The sequence below is a fragment of the Phytoactinopolyspora halotolerans genome (assembly GCF_010550675.1).
GTDB classification, from domain to species: Bacteria; Actinomycetota; Actinomycetes; order Jiangellales; family Jiangellaceae; genus Phytoactinopolyspora; species Phytoactinopolyspora halotolerans.
The window spans coordinates 69,273-84,839 of the sequence record NZ_JAAGOA010000014.1; the positions used below are offsets into that span (position 1 = coordinate 69,273).

Here is a 15,567-nt window from a genome sequence, read left to right on the forward strand (position 1 = left end):
AGGGCGAGCGAACATGCCCGCCACAGACGGCACACCCGCCACGGGCCCCACATCGACGACGGTGAACGACATCCGGGACGCCGCCCACCCGCTGCACGCGACCGGCGACCTGGACCCGTTGCTCGCGCACATCGGTGACGCCCGGCACGTCCTCATCGGGGAGGCGTCCCACGGCACCAGCGAGTTCTACCGCTGGCGGGCTGAGCTGACCCGGCGGCTCATCGCCGAGGACGGGTTCTCGTTCGTCGCCGTCGAGGGTGACTGGCCGGACTGTCACCGGGTGCACCTGGCCGTCACCCGCACCGGCCAGCAACCGGTCGGCCCGATCGAGGCGCTGCGCGCCTATCGGCGCTGGCCGACCTGGATGTGGGCGAACGAGGAGGTCGCGGAGTTCGTCCGGTGGCTGCGGCGATACAACGACGAGTACGCCGGCGGCGCGCCCGCGGGCTTCCATGGAATGGACGTGTACAGCCTGTGGGACTCGCTGTTCGCCATCCAGGACTATGCGCGCGAGTATGCCCCGGACGCACTGGAGGCGGCGCAACGGGCGTACGAGTGCTTCGAGCCCTACCGCGAGGATCCGCACACATACGCCTGGGCCGGCGCCACGCTGCCGGACGGGTGCCGGGCGGATGTGGTGGCGCTGTTGGCGAACCTACGGGCGCAGGACGGCCGGGACACGACGCCCGCGGGCGCCCTGACCGAGCAGTTCGTGGCGGAGCAGAACGCCGCGGTGGTGGCCGAGGCGGAACGGTACTACCGCACCGTGGTCCGCGGCGGCGGCGAGTCGTGGAATGTCCGGGACCATCACATGGTGGACACCTACGACCGCCTGCTGCGTGCGTACGGACCGCAGGCCAAGGGGGTGATCTGGGCGCACAACACACACCTCGGTGACGCCCGGTTCACCGACATGGCCGCGTCCGGCATGGTCAACGTCGGTCAACTGATGCGCCAGCGGCACGGCCCCGACGGGGTGGTCCTCGTCGGCATGGGCACGCACCGTGGGACGGTCACCGCCGCGGACCGTTGGGAGGCGCCGGCGCGGACGCTGGATGTGCCCCCGGCGCGGGACGGAAGCGTGGAAGCCGAGGTGCATGGGGCACTCGGCGACCACGGGGACAGTCTGTTCGTCTTCTCCGACCCGGCCGAGCAGCCCCGCGACTCGTGGCTGCGCCGGGTGTACGGACACCGGGCGATCGGCGTGGTCTACGATCCGGCGCGCGAGCACCGCGGCAATTATGTGCCGAGCGTGCTGGGGCGCCGCTATGACGCGTTCCTCTACCTCGACCGGACCTCCGCGCTGCACCCGCTGCGGCCGGCGGACCAGCGCACCGGTGAGAAGGAGGCCTACCCGACCGGCGTCTGAGCCTGGTCGTCTCCGGTGCGGAACGCCGGGTGCCGCGACGCCACCTTTCTGGCCAGGGTGAGATGGCCGCCCAGGTAGCCGGCACCGGATGCGACCACGCCGCCGGCCAGCGAGAGCAGTACGCCCGCGGCGTGCCGGTCCCGGCGCCGGGCGGACCAGGAGGCGGCGTAGAGGCCGAGCGCAGCGCTGTTGCCCAGCGCGTGGACGAAACCGACCCGGCGGTCGCGGTCGCTGGTCTCGGCCCACTCGGCGACGCCGGTCAACGCGGTGGGGACGGCGGTCAGCACTCCGAACGCGATCAGTCGGCGGCTCGCCGGGCGGCAGCGCCGGCCGCCGATCAGGTCCAGCACCGTGCTCGACGTCCACGCCCCCAGCGGCAGGTCGGTGAGCAGCGGATGGGCGGCGTGCCCGAGCCAGCCGGTGCCGTGCAGCATCGTCCGGTTGCGCGGTTCGGCCACCAGGCGCTGCGCGAGGCGGTGCACGGGCTCTTGCACGCGGTCGATGACTCGCGTCCGTTCCAGGGCCTGCGTCCAGCGCACCAGCGCAGGTTTCTCGGCCGCCGCCTGGTCCGGCCCGGTCGGGCGGAACGGGTCGGGCGCGTTCGCCGTGGGCTCGGAGTCCTGGTCGTGGTACTCGTCCGTGCGCGTCGTGGTTCGTTGCGTCGTGGCGCGTTGCGTCGTCGTCATAGCTGTCGCGTACCCGCCGACGCACGGGCCATGCCTGTCGCGCGTACCGGCCCCGGTCCGGCCACCTCACGGGCAGGCCGGCGGTCAGAACTCCACGGCACGAGGTGGCGGTACCGCAGCCAGCCGCGCGCGGTGTGCCACGTGGCGGCGGGTGGGATCAGCACGCTGGTGACGACCATGCGGATGACCTCGGCAGCGGTGCGCGGACCCGGGCCGATGCGGGTCGCGGCGAACTCCGCGGTGCTGGCCCCCCAGGCCAAGGCGGCGGCCAGGGCGGCGCGCCGGCGCCCGGCGGCCGCGAGTGCGACAGCGAGACCTCCGGCGGCGGTGATGGCCGCATGCCTGCCCTTGCGGCCCCGGCCGGCCTGTGCCCGGTCCCGCCAGCCCGGTCCGTGCAGCCGCCGCATGAGCATGTCGTCGGCGTTGCCGGCCTGGCTGCGGACACTGCTGAAGAAGCCGGAGGGGCGGACCGGGTGCACGATCCGCCGCCCGCCCCGCACGATCCGGCCGCCACGGGCGATGATCCGCAGGGCGATGTCGGCGTCCTCGCGGTAGGCGCGGTGGAACCGCTCGTCGAAGCCGTCCACGGCGGCCAGAGCGGAGCGGCGGTATGTCATGTCCGCCGTGATCCACGCGGCGTGCTCCAGACCGGCGGTGCCGCGCTCGTCGTCGGTCGGCCGTCGATGCCGCGGCAACGGCACCCGCACCCGCCCCTGAGACCCAGCCACGTCGTCGTCCACGGTGCCCAGGTCGTGTCCGAGGTCGGCGAGCCACCCGGCGTCGGGCTCGACGTCGTCGTCGAGAAAGCTCACCCAGGGCGTCCGCGACGCCCGCCAGCCGACATTCCGGGCCGCCGCCGGGCCGCGTCCGCCGGAGCGCAGCACACGGACCCCCGGCGGGACATCGAGCGGCGCGGACCCGTCAGCGGACCCGTCAGCGGATCCGTGGCCAGGGCGGTCGTCGACGACGAGGATCTCGGCCGGCTGCGGCGTCGCGCCCGACAGCACCCGCAGCAGGCGGTGCAGGCTGGGACGACCGACCGTCGGAACGACGACGGTCGTCGGCAGCGGACTCACAGGGCGCCTCGCCGCACCACGTACGGGCCGAGCACGAGCAGATCGACAGGGGTGGAGCCGAAGCACTCGAGGGCGTCCCGCGGAGAGTCCACCATCGGCCGGCCCGCGGTGTTCAGGCTGGTGTTGACCACGACGGGCAGCCCGGTGCGCCGTTCGAACTCGTCCAGCACGCGGGCGACGAGCGGCTCATCGGCGCGGTCCACCGTCTGGATCCGCGCCGTGCCATCGACGTGCACGACCGCCGGGATCCGGTGCCGCCACTGGCTCGCCACGTCGTGCGTGAACAGCATGTACGGCGACGGGATCGGCCCTCGGGAGAAGATCTCCGCGGCCCTCTCGGCCAGCACCATCGGGGCGATCGGGCGGAACTGTTCGCGGCCTTTCACGTCATTGAGCCGATGGATGTTGTCCTGGTGACCGGGGTGGGCCAGCAGGGAACGGTGTCCGAGCGCGCGCGGGCCGTACTCGCTGCCGCCCTGGAACCAGGCGACGACGCCGTTCTCGGCCAGGCAGTCGGCGGCCGCGACGGCTACGTCGTCCGGGCGCTCGTACGGCAGCCTGGCCTTGTCCAGCTCGGCGGCGAGCTCCGCGTCGCTCCAGGAGCGGCCCAGGCCGGCCCCGCGCATCGGCTGTAGCGTGTCGCCGCCCGCCTGGGCGAGGTGCAGCGCCGCGCCGAGTGCCGTTCCCGCGTCGCCGGCGGCCGGTTGGATCCAGACGTCCCGGTAGCCGCTGCGGCGGGCGATCTCGGTGTTGGCGACGCAGTTCAGCGCCACGCCGCCGGCCATGGTGAGGACGTCGCCGTCGGTCTTGTTCCGCAGCCACGCCGCCAGCTCCACCAGCACATCCTCCAGGTGGCGCTGCACGCTGGCGGCCAGATCGGCGTGGTCGGCGGTCCAGTCCTGGCCGCGGAGGCGAGCCGGTGCGAAGGTGGACCAGTCGATCTCCTCGGTCCGGAAACCTCCGTCGCCGGTGGCGTAGACGGCGTCGGCGAGGGCGTCTGAGAACCGCGGTTGCCCGTACGAGGCCATCGCCATCACCTTGTACTCGTCGCTGCTGCGCAGGAAGCCGAGGTGTTCGGTCATGTCTTCGTACATCAGGCCGAGCGAGTGCGGGAGTTCCTGGGTGGCCAGCACCTTCAGCGCACCGGTGTCGTCGTACTGGCCGGCCAGGTGGCTGGCACGTTCGCCCCGCCCGTCCAGCACGAGCACGTCGTTCGCGCTGTGGGGAGCAGCGAGGCCGGCCGACGCGGCATGTGCCACGTGGTGCGCCACGTACTGCACATCGGCGGCGTGGAGACCCGCCAGTGCGGTGGCGATGAACCGCGGCGCGGCCTCGGCGTACATGCGGCGCAGGTAGTCCCACGGGTCGTGCAGGCCCATCTCGGACGTCGGCAGGGTGAGCTCCGGATCGAACGAGTACCCGACCGCGTCCAGCTGCCGCGGTTCGATGCCGGCGGTCTCCAGGCACCAGCGGGCGGCCCGTTCGGGTAGCTCCCAGGCCGAGAACGGCACCGGGCGCTTGCCGTGTTTGCGCCGGCTGAAGCGCTCCTCCTCGGCGGCGGCGACGATCTCGCCGTCGACGACGAGCGCGGCCGCCGGGTCGTGAAAGATGGCGTTGATGCCGAGCACCTTCATAGATCGTGTCCTCTGCCTGTGATCGCCCGACTCGTGCGGGCTCTGACTCCGTCGTTGCCCTGCCTGTGCCCACTTCGAGAGAAGAGAAACGCTCGAGCCGGGCCACACGGGGCGCCGCGCCACACGGGACGCCGCGCCACACGGGCATGGCACGCTGTATGCCTCCACAAACGGCGCGAAACGGACGCGTTCGCCGTCCCTCAGCGTGCCGTCCATACGCATCGCCGACGGGTGCGAGGGTTGGTGATCATGGGATCGGGGAACCGGGGCGGCATGCGGATTCTCGTCTGGCACGTGCACGGCTCTTGGATGACGGCGTTCGTGCACGGTGGGCACGAGTACATCGTTCCGGTGACCCGGGACCGGGGGCCGGACGGGCTGGGCCGGGCGCGGACCTTCAGCTGGCCGGAGAGCGCCGTGGAGGTGCCGCTGCACCAGCTCGCCCAACGCGACCCGGAGGTCGTGGTGCTGCAGCGCCCGGATGACATCGAACTGTGCCGACGGTGGCTGGGGCGGGAACCGGGGCGCGACGTCCCGGCGGTGTACGTCGAGCACAACACGCCGCCCGGCGGGGTGACCACCCGGCATGCGCTGGCGGACCAGCAGGACGTCGCGATCGTGCACGTCACCCATTTCAACCGGCTCGTCTGGGACAGCGGCGAGGCGCCGACGACGGTCGTGGAGCACGGGATCGTCGACCCCGGCTACCGGTATACGGGGGAGGTGGCCGCCGCGGGTGTTGTGGTGAACGAGCCGGTCCGGCGGGGGAGGGCGGTCGGCGCCGATCTGCTCGCGCCGCTGGCGGACGCGGTCCCGATCGACGTCTTCGGGATGGGCGTTGACCGGCTGCCGGACGCGTACACGTTCCCGGCCGGACGTTGCCGGACGTTCCCGGACCTGCCGCAGGATCGGATGCACGACGAGCTGGCGCAGCGCCGGGTCTACGTGCACACGCACCGGTGGACGTCGCTCGGGCTGTCGCTGCTGGAGGCGATGCACCTGGGCATGCCGGTGGTGGCGCTGGCCTGCACCGAGGTGCCGGTGGCGGTGCCGCCGGAGGCCGGTTTCGTGACCACCGACCCGGCGCGCCTGGCGGAGGCGGCCGTGCGGTTCCTGGAGGAACCCGGCGGCGCCCGAACGGCCGGTCTGGCCGCGCGGGAGGTGGCGCTGAAACGGTACGGCCTGGAGCGCTTCCTCAGCGATTGGGATGCGGTGCTGGAGAACGTCGTCGCTGGGTGACGTGCGGCCGCCGGGCATGGCATTCACACGGTGAGCGGCCGTCGTGCTGTGGTCGGTCCGTCGTCAAACCTCGATCATTGCACGTTGAGAGATATCACCGCAGCTACTCGTAAGGAATCAGGCGTGTTCGCGGGTAGATGAACGTCAACAGGTAGTGATCCGATCGTGTGTTCGATAGCATGTGGTCATGTCTACCTCTGCTTCTGACTCGCAACCGCCGTCCGGCACGCGCGGCTTGGCCGCGACTGCGCCTGGCCCTGCGTTGGGTCTGGCGTTGGAGGAGTGTCAGCCGCGACAGCTGGACGACTATGACGTGGTCGACGCGATCGTGGCGTGCGAGCGGCAGATGGCGCATCTTCAGGCGGTGCAGGCGCGGATGGTGCAGGAGTTGTCCGGGCGGGAGAACTACGCGTTCTGCGTGGCGTGTGAGGACACCGAGGTCGACAACGCGTTCCACACCCATGACCGGGCCGACGCCGTGGGTCAGGAGCTCAGCCCTGCCCTGACCTGGACGCCGAACGAGGCGAAGAATCATGCCGGGCTGGCGATCGAGCTGGTCGAGGAGCACCGGTCGGTGCTGCGTGCGCTGGAGCAGGGCCGGATCAGCTGGAACAAGGCGCGCATCATCGTGCGCGGTGTGGCCTGGCTGCACGATGCGTGGTTGCAGGCCGAGGTCGAGGATCGGCTGTTGGAGGACGCGCCGGGGATGACCGAGCGGCAGCTGCATCGGCGGTTGAACCGGATGCTGTCCGAGGCCGACCCGGACACGGCGCGCAAGCGCCGCGCGGAGGGACGCAAGAAGCGCCGGGTGTGCCCGCCGGTACCGGACGACGATGTGACCGGGATCGCGTCGATGACGCTGGTGGGTCCGGCCGAGGACCTGGCCGCGTTGTACACCGCTGTCGACGCGGGCGCGCGTGCGCTGCGCGCGGCAGGCGACTCGCGCAACCTGGACCAGCTCCGCTTCGATCTGCTGTGCCAGGTCGGGTGGAACGCCTTGGCCACGGGTGTGCTCGCCGGGCCGGAACAGGTGCGGCTGGCCCACCGGCACGGCCGTCCGGCCACGGTGAACGTGACGGTGCCGATCACCACGTTGGGTACGGGCCGATCCCCGCCGAGGCCGCGCGCCGTATCGCCGAGGACGCGGTGTTGCGCCGGTTGCTCACCGACCCGGTGGACGGGCGGTTGCTGGAATACGGCAGAACGACGTATTCGCCGCCGCGTGCGCTGAAGGACTTCGTGCTCGCCCGGGACAGCCGGTGCGTCTTCCCCACGTGTGACACGCCGTCGGATGTCTGCGACATCGACCACGGCGTCCCGTGGGAGGACGGCGGCACGACGGGCGCGTCGAACAACCATCCGTTGTCCCGCGGATGTCACGTCGCCAAGACATTGCACGGCTGGAGCATCGAGCACCTGGACTGGGGCGGCTACCGATGGCGAAGCCCGGCCGGACACACCTACACGGTTCCGCCGGAAGCCGTCGGACCCATCCGCCACCTCGCCCGACCGGAGCGTCGGCGTCCCCGCACCGATCCCGATGCCGACACCGAGACGCCGCCGTTCTAGCACCCGCTGAACCGATCCGGTGCCGGCGACGTGGTCGCAACTTCCGTAGTACGGCTTGACCTGGTGCCGCAACCCGGGATGTACGCGAAGTGTCATCCCTGGCCGGACGACATCGACCCTGCTCACACGCGACTCTTGGGAGAGTCCGAGCAGTGCGGCCCTCGCGCTGCTCCTGTGTTGAGGAGGTTCGATCGTGGCGACCATGACATCGCCGACCGGCACCAGCCGACTGCAACGGTTGGCCGGATGGTCCCAGCGACACCACTGGCTCGCCCTGGTGGTGTGGGTGTTGGTGCTGGTCGGAGTCACCGCCGCGTCGCAGGCCGTCGGTAGTGACTACCACGACGACCACACGCTTCCCGGCACCGAGTCGCAAGAACTCAACGATCTGATGGAGGAGAACGCCCCGGAGCAGTCGGGCGACTCCATCCAGATCGTCGTCCACGACGAGGCCGGGCTGGCCGACGACGCCACCCAAGACCGGATCGCGTCGATGCTCGACGAGGTCCGCACGCTGCCGCACGTCGTCGGCGTCACCAGTCCGTACGAGTCCCAGCAGGCCCTCTCCGCCGACGGCACGATCGGTTACGCCACGGTGGCCCTGGACGCCGGCGCCACCGACGTGCCGACCGAAGCGGTCACCGACATCATCGACACGGCGCAGGCCGCCGGCGGCGACGGCCTTCAGGTCGAGCTGACCGGCGATGCCGTCCGCGGTGCCGAGGAATCCGAGGGCGGCGCGGCCGAAGGAGCGGGGATGCTGGCCGCGCTGGTGATCCTCGTCTTCATGTTCGGTTCCTTCCTGGCGGCGACACTGCCGGTGATCACCGCCGTCTTCGCGGTGGGCAGCACACTCGGGGTGGTGATCCTGGCGTCCAACCTCACCACCATCGCCAGCTACACCCCACCGCTGATGATGCTGGTCGGACTCGGTGTCGGCATCGACTATGCGCTGCTGATCTTCGCCCGGTACCGGACCGAGCTGCTGCGCGGTGCGGACCGTGGGCAGGCGGTCCGGATGGCGCTGGACACGGCTGGGCGATCGGTCATCTTCGCCGGCGTCACCGTGGTGATCGCCCTGATGGGTCTGTTCGCTCTGGGGCTGGGGTCGCTTCAGGGGGTCGCCTTGGCGGTGGCGCTGACCGTCCTGGTCACCATGGCGGCGTCGCTGACGCTACTGCCGTGCCTGCTGACCGTCTTCGGCCGGCGGATCGAGCGACGCGTGATCAAGCACGCCGAGCGGACCGGGAAAGACGAGGGACATCGTTGGCGGCGCCTGGCCGAAGCCGTCGCACGGCGCCCGTGGGCTCCGCTGACCGCCGCCGTCGTCGCCCTCGCGGCCTTGTCCATCCCGGTGCTGGACATGCGGCTGGGCTTCGCCGACGCGGGGAACGACCCGGAGTCCTCCACCAGCCGGCAGGCCTATGACCTGCTGGCCGAGGGGTTCGGCCCGGGTGTGAACGGTCCGCTGTTCGTGCTCGGGCAGGGCGTCGACGAGCAGAACGACGACGCCGTGCGGCAGGCCCTGGCGAGCACGCCAGGCGTCGCCGGTGTCACACCCGTGCAGCACATTCCGGACTCGGAGCTCGCCACCACCATGGTCTTCCCGGCGAGCGCACCGCAGGACGAGGAGACCAGCGAGCTGGTCACCGAGCTGCGCGAGGACGTGCTGCCCACGCTGGCGGAGCAGACCGGCGGCCGCTACCTGGTCGGTGGCTCGACCGCCGCGGCCGAGGACTTCTCCACCGCGGTCAGCGATCGGATGCCGCTGTTCCTGCTGGTTGTGGTCGGACTGTCGTCGCTGCTGCTGATGGCGGTGTTCAGGTCGGTGCTCATCCCGCTGAAGGCGGCGATCCTGAACCTGCTCACCATCGGAGCCGCGCTGGGTGTGGTCACGATGGTCTTCGGTGAAGGCATGTTCGGCGTGCCCGCAGGCCCGGTCGAGGCGTTCGTACCGGTGATGATCTTCGCCATCGTCTTCGGGCTGTCCATGGACTACGAGGTCTTCCTGGTCTCCCGGATGCACGAGGAGTGGCGCCGTTCCGGTGACGCGTTGCGGGCCATGCGCGAGGGCCTGGCCACCACGGGCGGTGTCATCACCGCGGCGGCGTTCATCATGATCGTCGTCTTCGGGGCGTTCGTGCTGAGCCCGGACCGGATGCTGCAGCAGTTCGGGCTGGGGCTGGCCGTCGCCGTCTTCCTCGACGCCATCGTCGTGCGCTGCCTGGTGGTACCCGCGGTGATGCGCGTGATGGGGGAGCGGGCATGGTGGCTACCGCGCTGGCTCGACCGGATACTGCCGCGCATTCCGTTGGAACGCGACGACGTGGTCGCCGCATCCGCACCGGCGACCCGCGAGCTGCGTGAGGAGAACGCGAGATGAGCTGGGAACACGAGAACAACGGCGCAGACTGGGGCTCGCGTCCCGGGCGCAGCGTCAGCACGGCGGCGAGGGTGCGGCTCGTCGTGCTGATCGTGGTGGGTGTCGTGGCCGGGGAAGCGCTCGGGCTGGCGTTCGCCGACTCCGACGACGGCCGCGGATGGCTGCGCCCGATCCTGATCGGCGGTTGCGTCGGCCTGGCCGTGCTGCTGGAGTTCGGCGTGCTCCGGCGCCTGGGCCGCCGCCGGTGACCGAGCGGCTCACCAGATGACACCCGAGACCGTGGAGCTGGCCCGGCTGCAGTTCGCCCTGACGGCCGGCGCGCACTTCGTCTTCGTTGCGCTGACGCTCGGACTGGCCACCCTCGTGGCCTGCCTGCAGCTGCGGGCCACTTTCTCGCGCCGCCCGGTGCACGCTCAGATGGTCCGGTTCTGGGGACAGCTATACGTCATCAACTACGCGATGGGCATCCTGACCGGGCTGGTGATGGAACTCCAGTTCGGGCTGGCGTGGAGCGGCCTCACGCACTTCGCCGGGAACGTGTTCGGCTCCGCCTTGGCGATGGAAACGCTGGTGGCGTTCTTCATCGAGTCGACGTTCCTGGCCCTGTGGATCTTCGGCTGGGGCCGCCTGAACCGCTGGGTGCATCTCGCGGTGATCTGGGTGGTGACGTTGACCGCGTACGCGTCGGCGTACTGGATCCTGGTGGCGAACGGCTTCATGCAGAACCCGGTCGGTGCCGAGCTCGACGGGGACACCCTGGTGCTGACCGACGTCGCAGCGGTGCTCTCCAACGACAGCACCATCGGTGCCTTCTGGCACATCCTGGCCGGCGCGCTGGTGACCGCCGGGATACTCGTCGCCGGGGTCAGCGCGTACCACCTGCGCCGGGGTACGCCGCACACCGAGTTGTTCGGCCGATCGTTGCGGATCGGCGTGTACACCGCCCTGCCGGCCCTCTTCGTCGTCGTGGTCAGCGGTGGGATCCAGCTCAGCGGGCTGGACGACATCCAGCCGATGAAGGTCGCGGCGTTCAGCCACGATACGGCGCGGATCGGGGCGCTGGAGCTCGAGCTGGCCGAGCGGCTCGGGCCCGGGGAGTACGCGCCGCCGGGGCTGGCGCGAGCGGCCGCGCTCGTCATGCTCATGGTGTTCGTGCTGCTCTTCCTGCTGCTGGGGTTGAACGCGCTGCTGGCTTCGTCACGGTGGCTGATCGTTCGGGCGCGCGCCTGGCACCTGCTGCTGATGGCCATGGTCCCGCTGCCGTACGTGGCGATGATCGCGGGCTGGGTGTTCCGGGAGATGGGCCGCCAGCCGTGGGTGGTCTACGAGATGCTGACGGTCTCCGACGCCGTCTCGGACATCCCGGACTCGGCCATGCGGGCGTCGCTGGTGACGTTCACCGCCCTGTTCGGTGTGCTGATCGCCGTCACCGGATGGCTGATGGTGCGGCATGCGCGCAGTGATCCGGCGACGGTCGCGCTGGGGAGCACAGCTCCGACGGCCTTCGCGCCGGCCGACGGTACCGGTGCCGGGCGGGACGAGCGGCCGGACCCGTCGGCCGCCGTACTGACGTTCGTCGGGAGGTGATCGATGGTGGAGACAGCGGCCGTCGTCGTGCTGGCGTTCTACGCGATCGGCTATTTCGTGCTCGGCGGGGGCGACATCGGGGTCGGCATGCTGCTGCCCTTTCTGGCCGGCGACGCCGGTGAGCGGCGCCTGGTGGTGGCCGCCATCGTGCCGTTCTTCCTGAGCAATGAGGTCTGGCTGGTGGCCGCGGCGGGTGTGTTGATCGGGCTGTTCCCGTCACTGGACGGTGACCTGCTCGGCGGTCTGTTCCCGCTGATCGTGGCGATACTGGCCGGGTGGATCCTGCGGGATGCCGGCGTGTGGTTCCGCGGCCGGCTGGGCGGCGACGAGAGAGCGGCCAGGACATGGCGGGCGACCTGCGATGCGGCGGTGACGGCCGGCAGCTGGGTGGTGGCGGCCGGCTGGTCGTGGGTTCTGGCCGGCTGGCTGAGCGGTAAGGCCGACGGCGTGCTGACCGAGCCGCAGGTGGTGGCGGCGATCGTCGCCTTGCTGACGCTGTTCGCACTGCATGGCGTCGCGTTCTGCGGACTGCGGCTCGACGGCCCGGTGCGGGAGCGCTGCGCGCGATGGTTCGGCGGTGCGGCGGAGCGGCGGACGTTCGTGCTGACCTCGACGGTGCTCGCGGCCGTGGTGGTGGTCGCGGGTAGCGCCCTGCCGTTCGCCGAAACCGTCGGGGACGGCCGCACGTTGGACGTGCTCCTCCCGGCCGTCGTCGCCGTCACGCCGGTACTGCTGGCCGCGCAGGTGTGGGTGTGGCGGGTGTTCGGGCGCCGCGTTTCCGACCCACGCCACGACCCGCGCGGCCGGATCGCCATGACACCCTGACCGAGCCTCCTCAGCCCTTGAGACCGCCCGAGGTCAGCCCGGCGACGATCCTGCGCTGGAAGACCAGTGCGACGATGATCATGGGGATGACCACGACGACACATGCCGCGGTGATGGTGCCGATGGGTCGTTGGAACTCGACCTGGCCGGTGAACGCCGCGATCGCCACCGGCACCGTCTGCGCTACCTCCGGGTTCCGCGGGGCGAACGTGTTCGCCAGCAGGAACTCGTTCCATGCCGTGACGAAGATGATGATCGCCGCCGCGAACACCCCCGGTGCCGCCAGCGGGAAGACCACCTTGTAGAAGGCCTGGAACGGCGTGGCCCCGTCGACCCGCGCCGCGTCTTCCAGGTCTTTCGGAATCGAGGCGTAGAAGGTGGTCAGGATGAAGATGGTTAACGGCAAGGTGAAGGCCGTGTAGGGAAGGTACAGGCCTTCCCAGGTGTTCAGCAGGCCTACCGTGCGCCATACCTCGTACAGCGGTGGGACAAGAGCGACGGGCGGAAACAGCGACACGGCCAGCACCCCGGACAGCAGCAGGATCTTCCGCTTCAGCGGCAGCCGCGCGAGCGCGTAACCGGCGAGCGAGCCGATGATGATGCAGATGATCGTCGTCATCCCGGCGATTGCCAGTGAGTTGCGCAGGTTGAGGTGGAAGTTCTGGTCGAAGACGTTCTCGTAGTTGCCCAGTCCGAACGGCCCCTGGAAAATGTCCGGGCTGTTCAATGCCCGGTCGCCTTGCTTCAGACTGGTCATGATCAACCAGAAGAACGGGAACAGGCACCAGAACAGTACGGCGGCCAGCCCGACGACCTTCACCACGGTCCGGCCCACCGACCGCGTCCGGACGGCGCCCTGCTCGCTTCGCAGCCACGCCAAGCTGCCCGGGTGCTTCCGTCGGCGCTGCTCGGGGGAATTCTGCTCGGCACTCATCGTTCCGTCGTCCTTTCCAGAACGAGTTCCCGGCCCAGCAACGAGACGAAGATCATCCCGATGCCGAGGATCACCACGAACGAGATGGTCGACAGCGCCGCGCCGTAGCCGGGGTCGGGCGTGCGGACGACGTACTGCTGCACGAGGATCGATAGGGATTCGGTGTCGAACGCTCCACCCGTCATCACCTGCGGCAGGTCATAGACGCGCAGGGCCTCGACGGTGCGGAAGAGCAGCGCGACCAGGATCGCGGGCCGCAGCAACGGAAGGGTGATGTACCACAACCGTTGGAACGGACCCGCTCCGTCCACCACACCGCTCTCGTACATGTCTCCAGGGATCGTCTGCAGCCCAGCGAGCAGCAGCAGGGCGACGAACGGCGATGTCTTCCAGACATCGGCGAAGATGACGGCGAACGTCGCCCAGCCCTCCTGCCCGAGCCAGTTGAAGTTGCCCAGCCCGAACACGGTGTTGATGAAGCCGGGCGTGACGTTGAACATGAAGAACCACATCTGGGCGGCGATCACGGTGGGGATGACCCACGGGATCAAGATCGCCGCCCGAGTCAGGCCACGTCCTCGGAACGCCTGGTTCATGATCAAGGCAAAGCCCAGCCCGATGAGGAACTCCGCGGCGACCGAGGCGACGGTGAACAGCAATGTGAACCACAACGCACCCCAGAAACGATCGTCGGCGAAGGCATCGGCATAGTTCTGTAGCCCCCCGAAACCTTCACGTTGCCGCCTGGTGTAGTCGTACAGGCTGAGGACGAACGCGTAGATCACGGGAAACAGCGCAACGGCGGCCATCAACAGGATCGACGGTGCGACGAACAGCCGACCGAGTGCGCGTTCCGACAGTCCGCCACGCTTCGGCCGCGGGGGCTTGTCTCCGTTGACCAGAATTCCGCCGTCATCATCCGCGGTGGCACGATGGTCGGCCACGATGGTCTCCCTTCGTTATCGCGGCCTGCTCATTGCACCGTCCCCTCCAGATACGAACGCACGCTCTCGACGGCGCTCTGGACGTCGGCGTCACCGTTGACCGCGGGGAACAGCGACTGCTGCATCTCCACACTGATCTGGTTCCACTCCGGCGCCGGTGGGCGAGGCCTGGCGTCCGGAAGGATCTCACCGAGAACCTGCATCACCGGGTCGTCGCTCAGTTCCTCATAGACCGACTCCAGGGTGGGCGGGACGGAACCCTCGGTGGCCAGCATCGTCTGGGCCTCCTCGTTCGTGGCCGCCCAGACGACGAAATCCTTCGCCGCCTCCGTGTTGTCCGAGAAGGCGCTCACGGCGTTGTTGAAACCGCCGAGCGCGGAGACCGTCCCCTGGCCGGTGAACGTGGGCAGCGGCGCGATGTCGAAGTTGCCGTTCGCCGGGCTGCCGTCATCGCCGGCCACCTGCGAGTACACGTACGGCCAGTTCCGCAGGAAAGCGACGTTCCCCTGCTGGAACTCGTTTCGGCCTTCCTCCTCGCGGGCCGTGTTGAACCCCGGCGCGTAACAGCCGTTCTCCATCGCGTCCGCCATGAACTCGGTGGCTTGCGCGGCGATCTCGGTGTCGAACAAGACCTCGGTCTGATCCTCGTTGTACAACTCGCCCCCGGCGCTCCAGTAGTACTCCAGCCAGTTCACGACGAAGCCCTCATAGCGGGCACCCTGGCCGAGGAAACCCCCGATGTCCTCCGACTGGCTGACCTCGACCGCCTGGTCACACAGCGCTTCCCAGGTGTCCGGCGGTTGATCGACGAGGTCCGTGCGGTAGTAGAGGAAGCCCGCGTTCGTGTTGTACGGCGCAGCCCACAGCTCGCCACCCCAGGTGGCGGACTCGAAGGCACCGGGAATGGACGCCTCCTCGATCTCGCCACGAACGTCCTCCAGGCTTTCGACCCATTCGTTCTCGGAGTACTCACCGGTCCAGATCACGTCTACACCGAGGACGTCGAAGTTGCTCCCTTCGGCCTGCAGCTCCAGGGCCTGCTGCTCGCGTTGCTGGTCCGCCTCCTCGGGCAACTGTTCGATCCGCACCGGGTTGTCGGGGTTCTCGTCGTTCCAGAGTTCGGCGACACTCTGGTGAACCCCTCCGGGCTGAGCTTCGGCACCGCCGATCGCCCACACGATCTCGCCACCCTCGCCGTCGCCGTTGTCATCGTCGCCGGGCGTACACGCCACGCCTACCAAGACGAGCGCTCCGGCTGCTGCTACGTATGCTCTGCCATCCCGTCTCATCTCAGCCGTCTCCTTTGCCAGCCGGGACCGTG

The 15,567-nt window shown here is 69.8% G+C and carries 14 protein-coding genes; 8 read left to right on the top strand and 6 right to left on the bottom strand.

Annotated elements, in window-relative coordinates; translation table 11 throughout:
• Window positions 1–13 precede the first annotated feature (13 nt).
• Window positions 14–1,369 (top strand): erythromycin esterase family protein, encoded by a 1,356-nt coding sequence (locus G1H10_RS19300; RefSeq protein WP_163740779.1) that lies wholly within the window; start codon window positions 14–16, stop codon window positions 1,367–1,369.
• Here G1H10_RS19300 and G1H10_RS19305 read toward each other — a convergent pair.
• From G1H10_RS19305 to G1H10_RS19315, 3 genes are read right to left on the bottom strand one after another with little or no spacing between them, the layout of a single operon-like run.
• Window positions 1,351–2,055 carry a DUF2231 domain-containing protein gene (locus tag G1H10_RS19305; protein ID WP_163740781.1) on the bottom strand — a complete coding sequence of 235 codons (705 nt, stop codon included), beginning with the start codon at window positions 2,053–2,055 and terminating at the stop codon, window positions 1,351–1,353. The two genes, G1H10_RS19300 and G1H10_RS19305, sit on opposite strands and share 19 nt — an antisense overlap.
• Window positions 2,052–3,131, bottom strand: coding sequence for a glycosyltransferase family 2 protein (locus G1H10_RS19310; protein ID WP_216853437.1), 1,080 nt, complete (start codon window positions 3,129–3,131; stop codon window positions 2,052–2,054). The genes G1H10_RS19305 and G1H10_RS19310 overlap by 4 nt, the downstream gene beginning before the upstream one ends.
• Complete coding sequence (locus G1H10_RS19315) at window positions 3,128–4,765, bottom strand: carbamoyltransferase family protein (protein WP_163740783.1); 1,638 nt, start codon at window positions 4,763–4,765, stop codon at window positions 3,128–3,130. Before G1H10_RS19315 ends, G1H10_RS19310 begins: the two co-directional genes overlap by 4 nt.
• A gap of 273 nt (window positions 4,766–5,038) precedes the next feature.
• On the opposite strand from G1H10_RS19315, the gene G1H10_RS19320 reads away from it, so the two are divergent.
• The 7 genes from G1H10_RS19320 (at window position 5,039) to G1H10_RS19350 (ending at window position 12,368) form a co-directional block, all read left to right on the top strand.
• Complete coding sequence (locus G1H10_RS19320) at window positions 5,039–6,004, top strand: glycosyltransferase (RefSeq protein WP_163741003.1); 966 nt, start codon at window positions 5,039–5,041, stop codon at window positions 6,002–6,004.
• Between the two features lie 187 nt (window positions 6,005–6,191).
• Window positions 6,192–7,235 carry a DUF222 domain-containing protein gene (locus G1H10_RS19325; RefSeq protein ID WP_163740785.1) on the top strand — a complete coding sequence of 348 codons (1,044 nt, stop codon included), beginning with the start codon at window positions 6,192–6,194 and terminating at the stop codon, window positions 7,233–7,235.
• Window positions 7,154–7,573 carry an HNH endonuclease signature motif containing protein gene (locus G1H10_RS19330; RefSeq protein ID WP_163740787.1) on the top strand — a complete coding sequence of 140 codons (420 nt, stop codon included), beginning with the start codon at window positions 7,154–7,156 and terminating at the stop codon, window positions 7,571–7,573. The genes G1H10_RS19325 and G1H10_RS19330 overlap by 82 nt, the downstream gene beginning before the upstream one ends.
• A gap of 202 nt (window positions 7,574–7,775) precedes the next feature.
• Entirely contained in the window at window positions 7,776–9,956 is a 2,181-nt protein-coding gene (locus G1H10_RS19335) for an MMPL family transporter (protein ID WP_163741005.1), read from the top strand.
• Window positions 9,953–10,204 (top strand): hypothetical protein, encoded by a 252-nt coding sequence (locus tag G1H10_RS19340; protein WP_163740789.1) that lies wholly within the window; start codon window positions 9,953–9,955, stop codon window positions 10,202–10,204. Before G1H10_RS19335 ends, G1H10_RS19340 begins: the two co-directional genes overlap by 4 nt.
• A gap of 16 nt (window positions 10,205–10,220) precedes the next feature.
• Window positions 10,221–11,543: a cytochrome ubiquinol oxidase subunit I gene (locus G1H10_RS19345; RefSeq protein WP_163740791.1), complete on the top strand. Its 1,323-nt coding sequence runs from the start codon at window positions 10,221–10,223 to the stop codon at window positions 11,541–11,543.
• A 3-nt stretch (window positions 11,544–11,546) separates the two neighbouring features.
• On the top strand, window positions 11,547–12,368 hold the full coding sequence (locus tag G1H10_RS19350; protein ID WP_174264506.1) for a cytochrome d ubiquinol oxidase subunit II: 822 nt from the start codon (window positions 11,547–11,549) through the stop codon (window positions 12,366–12,368).
• Window positions 12,369–12,378: 10 nt separating this feature from the next.
• Here the strand turns inward: G1H10_RS19350 and G1H10_RS19355 are convergent, their stop codons facing one another.
• From G1H10_RS19355 to G1H10_RS19365, 3 genes are all read right to left on the bottom strand, one after another.
• Window positions 12,379–13,302, bottom strand: a complete 924-nt coding sequence (locus G1H10_RS19355) for a carbohydrate ABC transporter permease (protein WP_163740792.1) — start codon at window positions 13,300–13,302, stop codon at window positions 12,379–12,381.
• Window positions 13,299–14,111: a carbohydrate ABC transporter permease gene (locus G1H10_RS19360; RefSeq protein ID WP_163741009.1), complete on the bottom strand. Its 813-nt coding sequence runs from the start codon at window positions 14,109–14,111 to the stop codon at window positions 13,299–13,301. The genes G1H10_RS19355 and G1H10_RS19360 overlap by 4 nt, the downstream gene beginning before the upstream one ends.
• Before the next feature lie 164 nt (window positions 14,112–14,275).
• Window positions 14,276–15,535, bottom strand: coding sequence for an ABC transporter substrate-binding protein (locus tag G1H10_RS19365; RefSeq protein WP_163740794.1), 1,260 nt, complete (start codon window positions 15,533–15,535; stop codon window positions 14,276–14,278).
• Window positions 15,536–15,567 lie beyond the last annotated feature (32 nt).